The organism is Chthonobacter albigriseus, assembly GCF_013839445.1.
Taxonomy (GTDB): Bacteria; Pseudomonadota; Alphaproteobacteria; order Rhizobiales; family Pleomorphomonadaceae; genus Chthonobacter; species Chthonobacter albigriseus.
This window is the reverse complement of sequence record NZ_JACDIT010000007.1, coordinates 149,379-166,357: the sequence shown is the minus strand read 5'-3', so window position 1 is coordinate 166,357 and position 16,979 is coordinate 149,379. Positions and strand designations below refer to the sequence as shown.

At 67.2% G+C, this 16,979-nt stretch carries 16 protein-coding genes; 5 read left to right on the top strand and 11 right to left on the bottom strand.

Annotated features, from left to right (window positions below; translation table 11 throughout):
- Positions 1 to 69: 69 nt before the first annotated feature.
- The 3 genes from HZ321_RS17465 to HZ321_RS17455 all read right to left on the bottom strand — a co-directional run bounded on the left by HZ321_RS17465 (position 70) and on the right by HZ321_RS17455 (position 3,104).
- Positions 70 to 717 carry a response regulator gene (locus tag HZ321_RS17465; protein ID WP_181703675.1) on the bottom strand — a complete coding sequence of 216 codons (648 nt, stop codon included), beginning with the start codon at positions 715 to 717 and terminating at the stop codon, positions 70 to 72.
- Complete coding sequence (locus HZ321_RS17460; RefSeq protein WP_181703674.1) at positions 714 to 2,081, bottom strand: ATP-binding protein; 1,368 nt, start codon at positions 2,079 to 2,081, stop codon at positions 714 to 716. Before HZ321_RS17460 ends, HZ321_RS17465 begins: the two co-directional genes overlap by 4 nt.
- A 483-nt stretch (positions 2,082 to 2,564) precedes the next feature.
- Positions 2,565 to 3,104, bottom strand: coding sequence for a PepSY domain-containing protein (locus tag HZ321_RS17455; protein WP_181703673.1), 540 nt, complete (start codon positions 3,102 to 3,104; stop codon positions 2,565 to 2,567).
- A 333-nt stretch (positions 3,105 to 3,437) separates the two neighbouring features.
- Between HZ321_RS17455 and aat the strand changes: the two genes are divergently transcribed.
- Entirely contained in the window at positions 3,438 to 4,106 is a 669-nt protein-coding gene (aat, locus tag HZ321_RS17450; RefSeq protein WP_181703672.1) for a leucyl/phenylalanyl-tRNA--protein transferase, read from the top strand.
- A 16-nt stretch (positions 4,107 to 4,122) separates the two neighbouring features.
- Here aat and HZ321_RS17445 read toward each other — a convergent pair whose 3' ends face one another.
- The 4 genes from HZ321_RS17445 to HZ321_RS17430 all read right to left on the bottom strand — a co-directional run bounded on the left by HZ321_RS17445 (position 4,123) and on the right by HZ321_RS17430 (position 7,112).
- Positions 4,123 to 4,707: a DUF2155 domain-containing protein gene (locus HZ321_RS17445; RefSeq protein WP_181703671.1), complete on the bottom strand. Its 585-nt coding sequence runs from the start codon at positions 4,705 to 4,707 to the stop codon at positions 4,123 to 4,125.
- 113 nt (positions 4,708 to 4,820) lie between these two features.
- The gene (locus HZ321_RS17440) at positions 4,821 to 5,768 is read right to left on the bottom strand and encodes a nucleoside hydrolase (RefSeq protein ID WP_181703670.1); all 948 of its coding nucleotides are present in this window, start codon (positions 5,766 to 5,768) and stop codon (positions 4,821 to 4,823) included.
- Between the two features lie 166 nt (positions 5,769 to 5,934).
- Positions 5,935 to 6,318, bottom strand: coding sequence for an NADH:ubiquinone oxidoreductase subunit NDUFA12 (locus HZ321_RS17435; protein ID WP_181703669.1), 384 nt, complete (start codon positions 6,316 to 6,318; stop codon positions 5,935 to 5,937).
- A 95-nt stretch (positions 6,319 to 6,413) separates the two neighbouring features.
- Positions 6,414 to 7,112, bottom strand: coding sequence for a response regulator (locus HZ321_RS17430; protein ID WP_181703668.1), 699 nt, complete (start codon positions 7,110 to 7,112; stop codon positions 6,414 to 6,416).
- 674 nt (positions 7,113 to 7,786) lie between these two features.
- Between HZ321_RS17430 and HZ321_RS17425 the strand changes: the two genes are divergently transcribed.
- The gene (locus HZ321_RS17425) at positions 7,787 to 11,533 is read left to right on the top strand and encodes a vitamin B12-dependent ribonucleotide reductase (RefSeq protein WP_181703667.1); all 3,747 of its coding nucleotides are present in this window, start codon (positions 7,787 to 7,789) and stop codon (positions 11,531 to 11,533) included.
- 36 nt (positions 11,534 to 11,569) lie between these two features.
- Here HZ321_RS17425 and HZ321_RS17420 read toward each other — a convergent pair whose 3' ends face one another.
- On the bottom strand, positions 11,570 to 11,944 hold the full coding sequence (locus HZ321_RS17420; protein ID WP_181703666.1) for a DUF6220 domain-containing protein: 375 nt from the start codon (positions 11,942 to 11,944) through the stop codon (positions 11,570 to 11,572).
- On the bottom strand, positions 11,944 to 12,951 hold the full coding sequence (locus tag HZ321_RS17415; protein WP_181703665.1) for an NAD-dependent epimerase/dehydratase family protein: 1,008 nt from the start codon (positions 12,949 to 12,951) through the stop codon (positions 11,944 to 11,946). Before HZ321_RS17415 ends, HZ321_RS17420 begins: the two co-directional genes overlap by 1 nt.
- Before the next feature lie 93 nt (positions 12,952 to 13,044).
- Between HZ321_RS17415 and HZ321_RS17410 the strand changes: the two genes are divergently transcribed.
- Positions 13,045 to 13,938 carry a LysR family transcriptional regulator gene (locus HZ321_RS17410; RefSeq protein WP_181703664.1) on the top strand — a complete coding sequence of 298 codons (894 nt, stop codon included), beginning with the start codon at positions 13,045 to 13,047 and terminating at the stop codon, positions 13,936 to 13,938.
- Positions 13,939 to 13,949: 11 nt separating this feature from the next.
- Here HZ321_RS17410 and HZ321_RS17405 read toward each other — a convergent pair whose 3' ends face one another.
- Both HZ321_RS17405 and HZ321_RS17400 read right to left on the bottom strand, forming a co-directional pair.
- A complete protein-coding gene (locus HZ321_RS17405) occupies positions 13,950 to 14,969 on the bottom strand; it encodes an NADP-dependent oxidoreductase (protein WP_181703663.1) in 1,020 nt (339 codons plus the stop codon).
- A 176-nt stretch (positions 14,970 to 15,145) separates the two neighbouring features.
- Positions 15,146 to 15,553 (bottom strand): hypothetical protein, encoded by a 408-nt coding sequence (locus HZ321_RS17400; protein WP_181703662.1) that lies wholly within the window; start codon positions 15,551 to 15,553, stop codon positions 15,146 to 15,148.
- A 124-nt stretch (positions 15,554 to 15,677) separates the two neighbouring features.
- On the opposite strand from HZ321_RS17400, the gene HZ321_RS17395 reads away from it, so the two are divergent.
- Together HZ321_RS17395 and HZ321_RS17390 are read left to right on the top strand one after the other, a co-directional pair.
- Positions 15,678 to 16,481 carry a helix-turn-helix domain-containing protein gene (locus HZ321_RS17395; protein ID WP_181703661.1) on the top strand — a complete coding sequence of 268 codons (804 nt, stop codon included), beginning with the start codon at positions 15,678 to 15,680 and terminating at the stop codon, positions 16,479 to 16,481.
- 70 nt (positions 16,482 to 16,551) lie between these two features.
- Entirely contained in the window at positions 16,552 to 16,974 is a 423-nt protein-coding gene (locus tag HZ321_RS17390) for a DUF2141 domain-containing protein (protein WP_181703660.1), read from the top strand.
- Positions 16,975 to 16,979: the final 5 nt, after the last annotated feature.

The window sequence follows — 16,979 nt, the reverse complement described above, 5'->3', positions numbered from 1 at the left end:
GATCCTCGGGAGGACGCCGGATCTAGCGCATTTCGGCCCGAGGCGCGAGCGCTTTCCCCGAACGCCCCCCTACCAGCGCGACTCGTCCGGCGTCACCGTGCGCATGTGCCGGTTCTCCACGGCGAAGCGGATCAGGTCTGCGGTGCGGTCGACGCCGAGCTTCTCCTTGATGCGCGTGCAGGTGTTGGCGACAGTCTTGTAGGCGACGCCCAGCGCGTCCGCGATGTCGGAGAGGCTCTTGCCGTCGGCGAGCAGGCTGAGGATCTCCAGCTCGCGGTTGGAGAGGTGATTGACGTTCTCCTGCGGCGAGAAGGCGGTCAGAGCCAGCTCGCTGGCAATCGCGCTGTCCACGTAGGTCTCGCCGCGCGCGGCGCGCTTGACCGCCATCAGCAACTGGTCGGACGCCGCGCTCTTGGAAACGTAGCCGAGCGCGCCCGCCCGCCGGGCCGAGGTGGCGTAGACCACGTCGGAGTACATGCTGAAGATGACGACGCGGACCGCCGGATCCTCCGCCTTGATCTTGCGCAGGAACTCCAGGCCGCTGTTGCCCTTCAGGTTGATGTCGAGGACGATGACGTCGGGCGGTTCCGTCCGGAAGATGGTCATCGCGTCGGCCGCGTTCTCCGCCTCGCGGATGATGGCGCCGGGCAGTTCGGCGAGCAGGCGGCTGACGCCCTCCCGCACGATCACGTGGTCGTCGACGATCAGAATCTTCATGCCACCTCCTTGACCTCTTCTCCGCCATTCAGGCTGCTGTCCGCCTCGGCAAGCGGGATCACGGCCGAGACCGCGACGCCTTTTCCATAGGCTCGGTTGGCCACGGTGATCGTGCCGCCGACGCTTTCCACCCGCTCGCGCATGTTGATCAGCCCGTAGCCCCCGGCCTGGACGTTCGCCGGCAGGCCGTCGCCGTCGTCCTTCACCGAGAAGGCCACTTCGTTGTCCATCGGCACGATGGATACCTCGACCCGCCCGGGCCGGCCATGTCTCACCGCGTTGTTCACGGCCTCGCGGACGACCGCCAGGATCACCGAATCAAGCGCATTGCCGAAGCCCCTGTCGGGCAGGTCCAGCTCGAAGACGACGCTCGGGTGCCGCTCGGCGTGAAAGTTGGCCAGTTCCTGGATCGCCGCGCAGAGGCCGAGGCTGCCGGCGACGCCCGGACGCAGGTGGCCGAGGATAGAGCGGACGTACTTGCGGGCATGCGCGGCCGCCTGCCGAATTGCCTCCGCACGCTCCCCCACCCGTGCCGCCGGCAACGGTCCGCGCGATTCGGCCATCCCCGCCAGCGCCGCGGCATCCACGTCGATCGCGAACAGGAAAGGTCCGACCTCGTCGTGAAGGTCGCGTGCCAGATCCGCCCGCTCCTCGTCCTGCAGGCGGATCAGCTGGTCGGAGAGCTGCCGGTTGCGCGCCGCCATGCCTTCCAGACGGCCGGCCATATCGTTGCAGCCGGCGCAGAGGCGCTTCAGTTCCGGCGTGCCGTGTTCGGCGATACGCACCGCGTAGTTGCCCTCGCCTATGGCCCGGAAGGCGCTGGACAGCGAGGCGATCGGCGCCAGCGCGCGGCTGATGATGGCGGAAACGAAGACGAAGGCCGCGACGCAGAAGACCGACAGCACCGACAGGTTCAGCAGCATGTCGGTCCAGACCTCGTCCACCTCGCTGCGCGGATCGGGCACCAGCCGGATCGACCATCCGCCCTGGACGACAGGCGTGATGACAACCTCATGTCCGCTGAAATCAGGCGCAACCAGCCGGACGAACCAGTCCGGCACCTCCCCCGCGGGCGTACGCAGGGCGGAGACCATCTCCACCTTGCCCCCAGGACCGAGCAGTTCGGCGCGCACATGCCGATCCCCGTCGAACACCCGCAGGGCGACGACAAGCGTCGCGCGCTGGATCGGCTGCGGGGCTTCACGGATCGCGCGCGCGATGGTGTTGCGCGCCACGTCCATCGCAGCGTCCATCTCCAGCAGGACCTTCCGCTGGGCGTGCCCATAGGAGAACACGCTGCCGATCAGCAGAGCGGCGGCCAGAACGACGGCGATCGCTCCTATCAACCGGCCCCTCAGCGACATTTCACTCCTCCGGACGAGCACCCCGGAAAGGCGGGCGGCCGCCTTATTGGGAGACCGGCATCCTTCTTCCCACAAGGAAGGGTATTCTGCACGGCAGAGCGGGAAAATTCTCCCGGCTCTCATAAAAAAGAAAGCGGCCGCCCCGGGGAGAGCAGCCGCTTGTTCTATGGATCATCGGATCGTCGAGGTGGACGCGCCGTGTCCTGCAATCAGGTGCGGCATTGAGGGATACCGCGTGTTGGCTGGCAGACCGGACCGTCGTGGGCTAGGGATCCCCTTTCGGCCGGCCCGCCTTGAAGCCGACGATCAGAGGATGCCCTCGCCCAAGCGTCTGTACCAGTTAAACTTCCTCCATGATTCCGCGTCATGGGCAGCGAAAACTCTCCCTCGCTTTGGGAGTATTTCCCGAAGTTAGGGCAACCGGCTCGGCGATGGCCTTGCCGGCTGCCCCCGGCCGATACGAACGGAACCTTGAGGGAAGGCTCAATCCGCATCGCCCGGAACGGTTTCGCCGAGTTCCCAGTACTCGACGTTGACGAGTTTGACCTTGCCGCTCGCGGCGTCGACGTAGACGTTGTATTCGCCGCCGGCGCCGGTGATCTCGACATCCACCTCGAAGGCGGCGGTCCCGTCCGACAGGAGCAGCCGCTTGACCTCTTCGACCTCGCCCTTGTAGTTCGCCATCGCCGCCGCCTTGGCGTCGTCCTCGGAGATCTTGGCGAGCGCCTTGAAGCGCGCGTCGTCATCGTCCGCGATGACATCCACCTCGGTCACCAGACCCGTCGTGCCGCTCACGCCGACGTAATAGACATCGGCGGCCGTCTCCACGATGAACTCGTAGGTGGGCACCCCGTCCCGGCTCTCGAACTCCAGGTGGGTGATCTTCGACCCGATCGTTGCCGTCACCACGTCGAGCGCCGCCGGCAGGGACACCGGCACCTGGGCGACGGAATCGGCGATCGGTCCGGCCTGAGCGCCACCAACAGCAGCCATAATCATCAGTGTAGCAATCGCAGAACGCATGATGTCCTCCTTTGATCTTCTGCGCCGCCCCGTGTGTCGAACCAGAACGTCGCGCTGGAGGAACTTGTTTCATCCCAAAAGTAGGGCACATGACCTAGATCATCAATGGGACACAGTCCCATACGAACAGGAACTATTCTTGTTTGATAGGGACTTTATCCCTAGTAATTCGAATATCTATTCTGCTCCGATGGAGCATCTTGCGGATAAAATATCGTTTCGAGCGAATCGGCGGATGCCCGCGCGCCACGATCCTCGCCGGTTCGGCGTCCGCGCCGCATTCCCCTTCCTGGACGGTACGCGTATCCTGGTCATCGAAACCGGGACCGGCTGATGACGTCACGCGACGACCTGACCTTCGAGATCACGCCCGACGTGCTGCTGAAGGCCTACGCCTGCGGCATGTTTCCGATGGCCGAGAGCGCCGACGATCCCACCCTCTTCTGGGTCGAGCCCGAATGGCGCGGTGTGCTCCCGCTCGACGCGTTCCACCTCCCAAGGCGGCTGGCCCGGACCGTGCGCCAGGAGCTCTTCGAGGTCTGCGTAGACACGCACTTCTTCGGGGTTGTCGACGGCTGCGCGTCGCCCGCGCCCGGGCGCACCAAGACCTGGATCAACGGCCGTATCCGGCGGCTCTATGGGGAGCTGTTCAGGCGAGGCCACTGCCACACCGTGGAGTGCTGGTCGGACGGAAACCTGGTCGGAGGCCTCTACGGGGTCTCGCTCGGCGCCGTGTTCTTCGGCGAGAGCATGTTCTCCACGGTGACCGACGCGTCCAAGGTGGCGCTCGTCCACCTCGTCGCCCGCCTGAGGGCTGGCGGCTACCGAATGCTGGACACCCAGTTCGTCACCGAGCACCTCCTCAAGTTCGGGGCGACCGAGATCCCGCGCGAGATCTACGGCCGGAAGCTGGAGGAGGCGCTGGTCCAACCCGCCGACTTCTTCGCCCTTCCCCGGTCCGTCTCGGGAGAGGAAGCACTGCGCTGGATCGCACGGACCTAGCCGCGTCCGGCCGGAATCAGTCGAGGATCTCGCCGGGTGTCTCTTCCGCCGTCTCCGGAATGTCCGGGACGATATCGCTCGGCGTCGGCGCCGCAAGAGTCTCGGACGGTGCCGTCGGCTTGGGCCGCGGGACCGGGATGCCGTCGACCATCAGAACCGGCCCGCCCCCCTCGCCGGCTGCTGCGCCGGGATCGGCCGCGCCGCCGGCGCCGGCCACAACGCGATCCTGCTGGCAGTCGTTCAGCCACACGTCGTAGACGGGATGCTCTACGGCGTTCAGGCCCGGGCTGGCGGCGAACATCCAGCCGGTGAAGATCCGCTTGATCGCGTTGTCCAGCGTGATCTCGTCCACCTCGACGAACGCGTCCGTCTGCGCCGTCTCGGTCGGCGGCCGCGTGTAGCAGACGCGCGGCGTCACCCGCAGGGCGCCGAACTGGACCGTCTCGTCGATCAGCACGTCGAACGTGATGATGCGCCCGGTGATCTTGTCGAGCCCCGTGAAAACCGCGACCTTGTTGGCGACCTTTTCGGCCGACGCAGGGGTCGCCGCAAGAATGGCGACGGCGGCAAGCGCCGAAAGGCGAAGGCGGGCTGGCGTCATCGGGCGGCGGGACCGGATCGGTTTGAGCGGGAGAGCCTCCGGGTGCTAGCACCCGTGGCCCGGCTTGAAAAGCTCACCTCGCCCCAGAATGCGGCGCTTCCACGACCTTTCGTTCAACCAAGGCGCCGGAACGCGTCCAGGATGAGGTCGAAGAAGCCATCGGCATCGACATGTGTGATCCAGGTCGCATTCTTCGGCCGCTTGGTGACGCTCCAGCGGTCGACCACCGTCTGCCCGAAGCAGAGCCCCGGCGTCGTCTCAATCTCCACGTTGACGAACTTGCCCTTGAAGAGCTCCGGCTTCAGCAGCCAGGCGATCGTGGTGGGATCGTGCAGCGGCCCGCCATCGGAGCCGTACTTCTCTTCGTCGTAGCGCTCGTAGAACGAGAGCAGCCCCACGAAGGCCTCGGAGCACTTCGTACCGAGGCCGGCCAACTCATTCAGCCACGCGCGCTTGATCAGCGCCTGATGAGTGACGTCGAGCGACATCACCACGATCTCGGCGCCGGAGTTGAACACACGGGCCGCCGCATGGGGATCGACGTAGATGTTGAACTCGGCCGTCGGCGTGACGTTGCCGCCCTCGATCTGTGCCCCGCCCATCAGCACGATCTTGTCTATCCGGTCCGCGATTCGCGGCTCCTTCGCCATGGCCAGCGCGATGTTGGTGAGCGGCCCGAGCGGGCACAGCGTCACCGACTTCGGCGGCCGGCTCATCACCGCCTCGACGATGAAGTCCGGACCGAACTCCGGTCGCAGCGCCGTGGTCGGCTCCGGGAACGTCCAGCCGTTGAGGCCCGTCTCCCCGTGCACATACTCGGCCGTCTCAAGGGGAACCATCAGCGGCGCGCTCGCCCCCGCATAGACCGGGATGTCCGTCCGGCCAGCCAATTCGAGCAGCTTGAGGGAATTCTTCGCGGTCAGCGGCAGCCCGACATTGCCGGCGACGGCGGTGATCCCGATCACGTCGAGCGCTTCGGCATGGCCGAGGGCGAGCATGATCGCGACCGCGTCGTCCTGGCCGGGGTCGGTATCGATGATGATGGAGCGGGGAGACGACATGACGTCCTCGAAGAATGCGCGCGGCCGACGGCCCGGAGAGCCTCGTCGGATACCGCTATACGCAGATGAGTTGGGTGTTGGATGACCACGGGCCGGAACGCCACGCCGCGAACAACCGCGACTCTCGGCCGTCCGAAGCGGTCGGCGTCGGCTTCAGGCCCCGCCGTCAGCCTGGTGTCCAGGCGTCGTAGTCGCCCGTCGACCGTGGCCGCGTGCCCTCGGCGAGAATGGAACCCTTCGGGCGATAGGCCTCGCTGGTCCCGGTCATGTTCTCCCGGTGCGGCTTTTCCCAGGCGTGCGGCTTGTAGCCGTCTTCGCTCGGCGGCACGTCGGTGCGGAAATGCATCCAGCCGTGCCAGCCCGGCGGGATCTTCGAAGCCTCGGCGACACCATTGTAGATCACCCAGCGCCGCTTGCCGCCACGCTCCTGGTAGTAGGTGTTGCCAAAAGCGTCGTCGCCGACCCTGACGCCCTTGCGCCAGGTCCAGAAACGCGTGCCCATGGTCTGGCCATTCCACCAGGTGAAGATCTGAAGAAGAAGCTCTTTCATTACCCTGCGACCGTCCGTCGGATCTGCGGCGGACTATGGCGACCGCACCGCGCGATGTCCAGGGGAAACCAGCCCGGGACAAACCCTGACGTTTCTCAGGTGTTCGGCACCCGGATCGCCGCGTAGCGATGGGTGGAGGCCGGCAGCGTCGACGCCTTGGCGGCCGTCCGGCGGTTTGCGACGACGATCTTGTTGGCGACCTCGGCCGTGGCCGGATCCACCTTGTGCTCGCCGCCTTCCTCGGTCTCGATCTGGCGCAGCGCCGCCTCGTGGTACTCGCGCGCCTTGAGCAGCGCATCGGTCCGGGCCTGCTGTACGGCCAACACCTTGCGCACGCCCTCGATCTCGTAGGCCCCGCCGTCGTGGTCGAGCACGAAGCGGCGCTGGTCCTCGCAGAGCCGCTGCACCCGGTCGAGCAGCATCGCCGGAGCCAGCGGCTTGACGAGCAGGCTGTGGGCGCCGCTGTACATCGCGCGTTCCACCACCTGTCGGGTGGCGTGCGCCGTGACAACGATCACCGGAACGAAGCAGAGCGGCGACATGCGCTTGTCGCGAATCGTCTTGAGGAACATGGCGCCCGACATGGGCTCCATGCGCCAGTCCGTGATGATCAGGTTCGGCGGCTCGTGGAGCATCGCCTCCAGGGCCTCGTCGGCGCGGTCGAAGGTCCGCACCCGGCGCGGTTTCAGGCCGCCGATGATCGACCGCAGGATCGCCTGCATCGGCTTGGAATCCTCGATCAGGACGATGTCCAGGAGATCGGTCGGCAACGCGTAGGCGGCGTGGTAGGTCATCGCGGTCCATCGGATGTCGCGATGCGCATAGCTGCACCGCCGCTGTCCCAGGCACTGGCCGCGAGGCAATGAGATACGCCTGCAACCGGTCTGAAGGCGACACTAGCAGGCCGATTTTAAGCCCCCTTGAAACCAACCCGCCGGATTCGGCTAAAATTCTCACTATCCCTGCGCTGCTCTGTGATTCCCTGCCCCTAAGCACCATATGTATGGCTTGGTTGCGCGGGACGACACTAGATCTTGTTGACCCCATGGCAGACTCGGCCTAGCGTGAAGGCGTCGGAAGGAACCGCGCAGGCGGCTCGCGACCGATGCGCAGAACCGGTCGAATCGGTTCGCCGGCTGAATGTCGGTCAAGAGCGGTGAACGGGTTCCGGGTCGGTTGTGTCCTGCGTGCGACGCTGCCTCCTCAACAGCGGGGATAACCCCTCGGCGTTGGGGAAAACGTTGGTAAGAGATCTTTAACCGGACTCACGATCCACTCTAGATCTAGTCGGCGGCGAACGAGGGGGCACTAGACCTGGACAGATTGTGATCTGTCCGTCCCGAACGACCGGCTGACTGAGGCGTTCTGGAAGACGATAAGAGCCGTTAACATCAATCGGGTGCGGGGCCGGGCCTCCCATGGAAGGGAGAACGAACCGGCGCGCCAGGGCTTCATAGGGGATGGTTAGATGCGGATTGAGCGGCGCTTCACAAAGGACGGCCAGTCTCCCTATGCGGAGATCGAATTCCGGCTGGCCACGAGCGAAATCCGCAATCCCGATGGCTCGGTGGTCTTCCGTGCGGCCGACATCCAGGTACCCTCGGCGTGGAGCCAGGTGGCCAGCGACATCATCGCCCAGAAGTACTTCCGCAAGGCCGGCGTGCCCAAGGCGCTGAAGAAGGTCGAGGAGACCTCCGTCCCCTCCTTCCTCTGGCGCTCCGTGGCGGACGAGAAGGCCCTCGCCGCCCTGCCCGAGGCCGAGCGCTTCGGCGGTGAGACCGACGCTCGCCAGGTCTTCGACCGGCTCGCCGGCACCTGGACCTACTGGGGCTGGAAGGGCGGCTACTTCAACGGCGAGGAGGACGCCCGCGCCTTCTTCGACGAGTTGCGCTTCATGCTGGCCACCCAGAAGGTGGCGCCGAACTCGCCGCAGTGGTTCAACACTGGCCTGCACTGGGCCTACGGCATCGACGGCCCGAGCCAGGGCCACTACTACGTCGACTACAAGACCGGCAAGCTGACCCGCTCGGCCACGGCCTACGAGCACCCGCAGCCACACGCCTGCTTCATCCAGGGCGTCGAGGACGACCTCGTCAACGACAACGGCATCATGGACCTCTGGGTCCGCGAAGCCCGCCTCTTCAAGTACGGCTCCGGCACCGGCTCCAACTTCTCCAAGCTGCGCGGCGAGGGCGAGAAGCTCTCCGGCGGCGGCCGCTCGTCCGGCCTGATGAGCTTCCTGAAGATCGGCGACCGAGCCGCTGGCGCCATCAAGTCCGGCGGCACGACCCGCCGCGCCGCCAAGATGGTGGTGGTCGATATCGATCACCCCGACATCGAGCAGTACATCAACTGGAAGGTGAAGGAGGAGCAGAAGGTTGCAGCTCTCGTCACCGGCTCCAAGACCTGCTCCAAGCATCTCAACGCCATCATGCAGGCGATCGGCTCAACCGAGCTGCCCGGCGACGAGAAGTTCGATCCGGCCAAGAATCTGCCGTTGAAGCGCGAGATCCGCGCCGCCAAGAAGGCGAGCGTGCCGGAGAACTACATCCGCCGCGTCATCCAGTTCGCCCGCCAGGGCTACACCGCGATCGAATTCCCGGTCTACGACACCGACTGGGATTCGGAGGCCTACCTCACCGTCTCGGGCCAGAACTCCAACAACTCCGTCCGCGTCACCGACGACTTCCTGCGCGCCGTGGAGACCGACGGCTCCTGGAACCTCACCGCCCGCAAGGACGGCAAGGTGATGAAGACGCTGAAGGCCAAGGACCTCTGGGAGCAGATCGGCTACGCCGCCTGGGCCTCCGCCGACCCCGGCATCCAGTACCACACCACCATCAACGACTGGCACACCTGCCCGGCCAGCGGCGAGATCCGCGCGTCCAATCCGTGCTCGGAATACATGTTCCTGGACGACACGGCCTGCAACCTCGCCTCGCTGAACCTCCTGCAGTTCCGCCAGTCCGACAAGGCGTTCGACATTGAAGCCTTCGAGCACGGCTGCCGCCTCTGGACGGTGGTGCTCGAGATCTCGGTGACGATGGCGCAGTTCCCGTCCAAGGAGATCGCCCAGCTCTCCTACGAGTTCCGCACCCTCGGCCTCGGCTACGCCAACATCGGCGGCCTCCTGATGTCGTCCGGCATCCCCTACGACTCGGCCGAGGGCCGCGCCATCTGCGGCGCCATCACCGCCATCATGACCGGCGTCTCCTATGCAACGTCCGCGGAGATGGCCAAGGAGCTCGGCCCCTTCCCCGGCTACAAGAAGAACGCGGCCGACATGCTCCGCGTGATCCGCAACCACCGCCGCGCGGCGCACGGAGCTAAGGACGGCTACGAGAAGCTGCGCACGCCTCCGGTGCCGCTGGACAAGGGCTCCTGCCCCGACAAGCGTCTGATCGAGGCCGCCGCCCGCGCCTGGGACAGCGCCCTTGCGCTCGGTGAGAAGCACGGCTACCGCAACGCCCAGGCGACCGTGATCGCGCCGACCGGCACGATCGGCCTCGTGATGGACTGCGACACCACCGGCATCGAGCCGGACTTCGCCCTGGTGAAGTTCAAGAAGCTGGCCGGCGGCGGCTACTTCAAGATCATCAACCGCGCCGTTCCGGAGGCGCTCCGCGCCCTCGGCTACACGGAAAGCCAGATCGCCGAGATCGAGGCCTACGCCGTCGGCCACGGCTCGATCGCCCAGGCGCCGTCGGTGAACCCCTCTTCGCTGCGCGCCAAGGGCCTCTCCGACGCGGCCATCGAGAAGGTGCAGGGCTCGCTCAAGTCGGCCTTCGACATCAAGTTCGTGTTCAACCGCTGGACTCTCGGCGACGAGGAGATGAAGAAGCTCGGCCTCGCCGACGCCCAGCTCAACGACCCGGCCTTCGACCTCCTCACCCACCTCGGCTACACCAAGGCGGACATCGAGGCGGCCAACACCCACGTCTGCGGCGCGATGACCCTGGAAGGTGCCCCCTTCCTGAAGCCGGAGCATTACGCGGTCTTCGACTGCGCCAACCCCTGTGGCCGCATCGGCAAGCGCTATCTCAGCGTGGAGAGCCACATCCACATGATGGCGGCCGCCCAGCCGTTCATCTCGGGCGCCATCTCCAAGACCATCAACATGCCGAACGAGGCGACGGTGGAGGATGCCAAGGAGGCCTACATGCTCTCCTGGCGCCTGGCGCTGAAGGCCAACGCCCTCTACCGCGACGGCTCCAAGCTCTCCCAGCCGCTCAACAGCCAGCTGCTGGCCGACGACGAGGAGGACGCCGAGGACGCGGTCGAGGCGATCGTCGCCGAGAAGGCGATGGCCGCCCGCGCCACCGCCGCCGCCGAGCGCATCGTGGAACGGATCGTCGAGCGGCACATCCGTGCCCGCGAGAAAATGCCCGACCGCCGCAAGGGCTACACCCAGAAGGCCATCGTCGGCGGCCACAAGGTCTACATCCGGACCGGCGAGTACAATGACGGGCGCATCGGCGAGATCTTCATCGACATGCACAAGGAAGGCGCTGCCTTCCGCGCGATGATGAACAACTTCGCCATCGCGATCTCGCTCGGCCTGCAGTACGGCGTGCCGCTCGAGGAATACGTGGAGGCCTTCACCTTCACCCGCTTCGAGCCGGCCGGCATGGTGCAGGGCAACGAGATGATCAAGAACGCGACGTCGATCCTCGACTACGTGTTCCGCGAGCTCGCCGTCTCCTACCTCGGCCGTCACGACCTGGCGCACGTGGTGCCGCAGGATGCCGGCAACACCGGCCTCGGCGGCGGCGTGAAGGAGGAGAAGGGCGCGGAGGGCATCGTCAGCCACGGTCTCGTCCGCGGCCGACCGGGCGCGCTGAAGGTCGTCTCCGGCACCCCCGATCCGAAGGGCTCGGCAGCCGGCGGCGCCATCGCGTCCGGCGGCGGTTCGGCCACAGCCTCGGTGTCCGCATTCGCGACCGCCCGGGCTTCATCCGGCGTCACCGCGATCGCCGCCGGCGCCGCCGCGACCGCCTTCAAGCGGGACATTGAGGCCGAACCGGCCGTCGCCGCCACGGCGGCCGTCGGAATCACGCAGGCGCCGCCGCAACTCGACTACGCCTCCAAGGTCGCCCAGGCCCGCATGAAGGGCTACGAAGGCGAGGCCTGCTCCGAGTGCGGCAACTTCACGATGGTGCGAAACGGCACCTGCCTGAAGTGCGACACCTGTGGCAGCACCAGCGGCTGCAGCTGAACGAAAAACGGGGGGCGAAAGCCCCCCGAACTTTTTCTAGGCCACCGCCCTCCCCCGCCCAGCTGCCGCATCCGCGAGGTTGGCAGCGGCACCGAGGACGAGGCCGGCGTTGACAAGGTGGAGGGCGAGGAGCGCGCCGATGTCGGTCGCCTGGCCGAGGCCGGCGAGCGTGAGCTGGACGAGGTAGGCGACGGCGAGGAGCCCCGCCGGGCGCAGGAGCGTTCGATGGCGCTCCTGACGGTAGGCGGCGAAGAGCACGATCCCGATCGGCAGGGCGAGGAGGCCGCCGAGCGCGCCGTGAAACGCCCAGAAGGCGGCATCGTGGAACAGCGCCAGCCCGGCGAACAGGAACTGGCCCATGACGCCGAGCGGCGTCACCCGCGCGGCGGTTGTTACGAGAGAGCCGGTCATCAGACCCTCCCCTGCGATGCGGTTGCAAGGGCCGATGCGTTGGCGTTCGCCGCCGCGCCGAGGCAGCCGAGTCCGATCAGCGTGGCGCGAACCGCATCGTCCAGCGGTGTCCGGGGCTCCTCGCCGATCAGCGCGAGGAGCCGGTCGTTGCGCATCCGCACCGGCTGCTCCCAGAGATAGCGCATCTCAGCAAGCTCCCGGAACAGCGGCACGACGGGGCCCAGCAGGCGCATCAGCGTCCAAGGCAATCGCCGCACCGGGAGATCCGGCGCTCCGACCACGCGTCGGATCGCCTCCACCATCCGCATCCCGTTCGGATCCCAGTGCCCCTCCATGTGGAAGGTCGCGAAGTTGCCAAGGGATCTGGTTTCGATGACGCGGACCATCGTCTCGGCGACATCGGGGAGATACGCCCACTGGTGGCCGACGTCGGGGCGTCCCGGATAGGCGATCGACGCCGGTCGCTTTCCCGGCTTCACCAGCCCTTGCGAAAACCAGTTGTTCGCGGCGCGCGGACCGAAGAAGTCGCCGGCGCGGACGACCACGGCCGTCGAGTGCCCGGCCTCCGCCGCGCGGAGGAGTCGGCGTTCCATCTCAACGCGGATCCTGCCCTTGGCGGTCACGGGGTGCTGGACGGACAGTTCGTCCGGGTTCGGCAGCGCATCCGGCCCGTAGTTGTAGACGGTGCCCGGGAGAAGGATGCGGGCGCCGCTGGAGCGCGCCGCGGCGAGCGTGCTGTCCAGCATCGGCAGCACAAGAGAACCCCAATTCCGGTATCCCGGCGGGTTGACCGCATGCACCAGCAAGGACGCGCCGTCTGCCGCCGCCGTAACGTCTATCGGCGACAGGGCATCCCCGGTGATCCACTGGATACCGTCCCGCAGGCCGGCGCGGGCAGCATCGCGGTGGAGGGCGCGGACGGTCCAGCCCCTCCCCTTCAGCGTGCGCGCGACTTCGCCGCCGATGCCGCCCGTCGCGCCGAGTACCAGTGCCGTTCGAGTGCTCATGATCGTCTCCATCCGAAGGTGATGGAGCGAGGATGCGGGCAAACCAGGATCAACGGAATTGCGCAAACTTGTACGGTCGCTATACTAAAATGCATGAACTCTGAACCGTCCTGGGACCTCTACCGCACCTTCCTTGCCGTTCTGCGCGAGCAATCGCTGTCGGGCGCCGCGCGTAGCCTTGGGCTGACCCAGCCGACCGTGTCCCGCCATATCGACGCTCTGGAGAGCCTCGTCGGTTACGACCTCTTCATCCGTTCGCAGCGCGGTCTCTCGCCCACCGAGGCTGCAGAAGATCTGCGGCCCTACGCCGAAACGCTCGCCGCCACCACCGCCGCCCTGGTGCGTGCGGCCTCAAGCCACGGCAAGGAAGTGCGCGGCCCGGTTCGGCTCAGCGTCAGCGAAGTGGTGGGCGTGGAGATCGTGCCCGCGATCCTCGCCGATCTGCGCGCCAGGCATCCGGACCTCGTGATCGAACTGGTGCTCTCCGACGCGGTCGACGATCTGATCCGCCGGGACGCGGACATCGCTGTGCGAATGGTCGAGCCGACGCAGGAGGCGCTGCTGGCCCGGCGCGTCGGCACCATCGAACTCGGGCTGCACGCCCACCGCAGCTACATCGAAAGGCGCGGCGTTCCTGCATCACTGGCGGATTTCAGGGGTCACGACCTGATCGGCTTCGATCGGGAGACCCCCGCCATCCGCGCCATGCTGAAGCAGATGCGGTTCATCACGCGCGACCACTTCGCGCTGCGCGCCGACAGCAACCTCGCCCAGTTCGCCGCCATCAAGGCGGGGTTCGGCATCGGCGTCTGCCAGGTCCAGCTTGCGCGCCGCGAACCCGACCTCGTGCGGGTGCTCCCCGAGGAAGTCTCCCTCGGCCTGCCCACCTATGTCGTCATGCACGAGGACCTGAAATCAAGTCCCCGCTGCCGGGTCGTGTTCGACGCCCTGGCAGCGGGCCTCGCAGCCCATATCCGCGCCGTTTGAGCGCCGATCATTCAGGCGACCTTCACCACCACCTTGCCGAAGTTGCGGCCCTTCAGGAGGCCGAAGAAGGCTTCCGGCGCGTTCTCCAGGCCTTCCACGACATCTTCGCGCGCCTTGACGCGGCCGTCCTTCAGCCACGCGGACATGTCCCGCGCGAAGGCTGGAGCCTGATCCTGGAAGTCGCTGACGATGAAACCGCGATAGGTCAGTCGCTTGGTGAGCACGTCGCGCATCAGCGCCGGCAACCGGTCCGGACCGGGCGGCGGAGCGCTGTCGTTGTAGTGCGCGATGAGCCCGCAGACCGGAATGCGCGCGAACGGGTTCAGCAGCGGCTGCACCGCCGCCGCGACCGGCCCGCCGACGTTCTCGAAGTAGACGTCGATGCCGTCCGGGCAGGCCGCCGCAAGGTCCTCAGCAAAGGTCGGCGACCTGTGGTCCAAGGCCGCGTCGAAGCCGAACTCCTCGGTCAAGGCCCGGCGCTTCTCCGGCCCGCCCGCGATCCCGACCGCGCGCGCGCCCTTGATCCTGGCGATCTGCCCGACGGCGGACCCCACCGGCCCGGTGGCTGCCGCCACCACGACGGTCTCGCCCGGCTTGGGCTGCCCGATGGTCAGGAGCCCCGTGTAGGCGGTCATCCCGGGCATGCCGAGCACGCCGAGCCAGGCCGATAGAGGCGCCGCCGCGCGGTCCAGCTTGCGCAGCCCTTTGCCGTCCGACACCGCATGGCTCTGCCACCCCGCATAGCCGAGGACGACGTCACCCGGTTTGAAGGCGCTGTTGGTGGAGGCCACCACCTCGCTGACCGTGCCGCCCTCCATCACCGCGCCGATCTCGACCGGTTTGGCATAGGACTTGGCCGCGCTCATCCGCCCGCGCATGTAGGGATCGAGCGACAGGAACAACGTCTTGAGGAGAACCTGCCCCGGTCCGATCTCGGGGAGCCGGACCTCTTCAAGGCGGAGGTCGGAGGCCTTGGGCTCGCCGTCCGGGCGAGCCGCCAGCACGATGCGTCGGTTCAGGGTTTCGGCCATGGAAGCGCTCCGGTTGTTGGCGGTGGACGCTTCATATGGTCCCGGACCGCGCTGGCAGCGAGTCTTGTCGAGGGAACTTGATCGGACCCCGCGAGGGAGTTCGTGGCCCGACCGCACCGTCCGCTGCCATGCGGCGGGCGACGGGGGACGGGCAGCCCGCCCCCGCCAACAGGTCCTCAGATCGCCGCCTGCCCGACGATGCGTGCGGGACGCGCCGCGTGTTCCAAGGCTGTGATCACGGCGACCGCTGCCGCCTGGGCGAGGACGAGCGTGGTCCCGAGCGCGGTGGTCTGCACCATTCCGGTCGCAAGAATGAGCAGGCTTGCGGCGATCCAGCCGACATTCCCGGCAACGATCACCGCCACACCCGCGGCGGGGATCGCCGGACGGCTCGCCACCACAAGGATGAAAGCCGCCACCGGCAGGAGAAGGGCGCCGGCCACCATTGCGAAGGTCTGCGACAGCCCGGTGAGGGGCTCGAGCGGGCCCGCCAGCCCGATCAGGCCGATCCCCATGACGAGGCAGGCCGCAGCGTCGGCCATCAGGATGGGGCGAAGCGGAAGGGATTTGCGATCGAAAGGCATCTCGGGATCTCCAAGTTGAAGCCGCCGACGGCAGCTGACCGTTTGATGCTGACCGCCGCCGCACGACGGGTCGATTACGTCGGAGGTCATTGGATCGCGCCGCCGTCGGGCCTACCCTCGGCTCATGATCGACATGCAGCCCTCCTTCGGAACGCTTCTTCAGAGCTGGCGCAGACGCCGGCGCTTGAGCCAGCTCGACCTCGCGGTGGAGGCTGGCATCTCCCAGCGCCATCTCAGTTTCGTGGAAACGGGACGCTCCTCGCCCAGCCGGGACATGGTGCTGCACCTTGCCGAACATCTGTCGGTTCCCGCGCGTGAACGGAACGCGATGCTGGTCGCTGCCGGATACGCGCCGCTGCTCCGCGATCGGGGCATCGACCACCCCGACCTCGCCGCGGCGCGCGCCGCCGTGGACGCCATTCTCGCGGGCCATGCCCCGAACCCTGCGCTGGCGGTAGACCGGCACTGGAACATCGTCACCACCAACAAAGCCGTCGCCCCCTTGCTGGACGGCATCGATCCGACGCTCCTCGGCCCCGGCGCCAACGCGTTGCGCATAAGCCTCCACCCCGGCGGGCTGGCGCCGCGCATCCGCAACTACCGCGACTGGCGCGCCCATGTGCTCGGCCGGTTGATGCGGCAGATCGATGTCTCCGCAGACCCGGCGCTGGTGGCGTTGACAGAAGAGCTGAAGTCCTACCCGCCGCCGGCCAACGCGCGCCCACCGACGCCCGGCGAGGCGGCCTACGGCGGGATCGTCGTGCTGCTGGAACTCGGCATCCCGGACGGCGCCACCTTGCGCCTCCTGACCACCACCACCGTCTTCGGCACGGCCGTCGACATCGGCCTGTCCGAGTTGGCGATCGAATCCTTCTTTCCCGCCGATCCGGAATCCGCGGCGGAACTCGCCCGCCTCACCGCCCGTTGAGAGCGCCGGGTTGAACCGAGGCCCGCCCGCCCTAGACCTTCCGGCGGGGGGCCTCATGAAAGGCCCATCGATGATCCGCGTACTGACTCCGGCGCTCGCCGCGATCGCCCTGTCCACCCTGCCCCTCCGGGCCGCCAGCCTGCACGTGGAGGTCTCCGGCATCGCATCGAACGCCGGTGAGATCGGCTGCGCCCTGTTCGCGGAGGGCGAGCCCTTTCCGGGCGGCAACGCGACAACGCGGACGGCGTGGGAGAAGGCCGATCCGGCGGGGGTGACCTGCCGCTTCGAAAAGCTCCCGGCCGGCCGCTACGCGGTTGCGGTTTCGCACGACGTCAACGGCAACCGGAAACTCGACACCAACGTTTTCGGCATCCCCCGGGAGGACTGGGCGGTGACCAACAACATCCGGCCCGTCATGCGCGCGCCGCGGTTCGACGAGGCCGCGATCCGCGTCGACGGACGAACGCGGACCACCGTCGACATCGCCCGCTGAGCATT

Coding starts and splice junctions, on each gene's coding strand:
- HZ321_RS17465 (WP_181703675.1), bottom strand. CDS start 717: ATGAAGATTCTGATCGTCGACGACCACGTGATCGTGCGGGAGGGCGTC.
- HZ321_RS17460 (WP_181703674.1), bottom strand. CDS start 2,081: ATGTCGCTGAGGGGCCGGTTGATAGGAGCGATCGCCGTCGTTCTGGCC.
- HZ321_RS17455 (WP_181703673.1), bottom strand. CDS start 3,104: ATGCGTTCTGCGATTGCTACACTGATGATTATGGCTGCTGTTGGTGGC.
- aat (WP_181703672.1), top strand. CDS start 3,438: ATGACGTCACGCGACGACCTGACCTTCGAGATCACGCCCGACGTGCTG.
- HZ321_RS17445 (WP_181703671.1), bottom strand. CDS start 4,707: ATGACGCCAGCCCGCCTTCGCCTTTCGGCGCTTGCCGCCGTCGCCATT.
- HZ321_RS17440 (WP_181703670.1), bottom strand. CDS start 5,768: ATGTCGTCTCCCCGCTCCATCATCATCGATACCGACCCCGGCCAGGAC.
- HZ321_RS17435 (WP_181703669.1), bottom strand. CDS start 6,318: ATGAAAGAGCTTCTTCTTCAGATCTTCACCTGGTGGAATGGCCAGACC.
- HZ321_RS17430 (WP_181703668.1), bottom strand. CDS start 7,112: ATGACCTACCACGCCGCCTACGCGTTGCCGACCGATCTCCTGGACATC.
- HZ321_RS17425 (WP_181703667.1), top strand. CDS start 7,787: ATGCGGATTGAGCGGCGCTTCACAAAGGACGGCCAGTCTCCCTATGCG.
- HZ321_RS17420 (WP_181703666.1), bottom strand. CDS start 11,944: ATGACCGGCTCTCTCGTAACAACCGCCGCGCGGGTGACGCCGCTCGGC.
- HZ321_RS17415 (WP_181703665.1), bottom strand. CDS start 12,951: ATGAGCACTCGAACGGCACTGGTACTCGGCGCGACGGGCGGCATCGGC.
- HZ321_RS17410 (WP_181703664.1), top strand. CDS start 13,045: ATGAACTCTGAACCGTCCTGGGACCTCTACCGCACCTTCCTTGCCGTT.
- HZ321_RS17405 (WP_181703663.1), bottom strand. CDS start 14,969: ATGGCCGAAACCCTGAACCGACGCATCGTGCTGGCGGCTCGCCCGGAC.
- HZ321_RS17400 (WP_181703662.1), bottom strand. CDS start 15,553: ATGCCTTTCGATCGCAAATCCCTTCCGCTTCGCCCCATCCTGATGGCC.
- HZ321_RS17395 (WP_181703661.1), top strand. CDS start 15,678: ATGATCGACATGCAGCCCTCCTTCGGAACGCTTCTTCAGAGCTGGCGC.
- HZ321_RS17390 (WP_181703660.1), top strand. CDS start 16,552: ATGATCCGCGTACTGACTCCGGCGCTCGCCGCGATCGCCCTGTCCACC.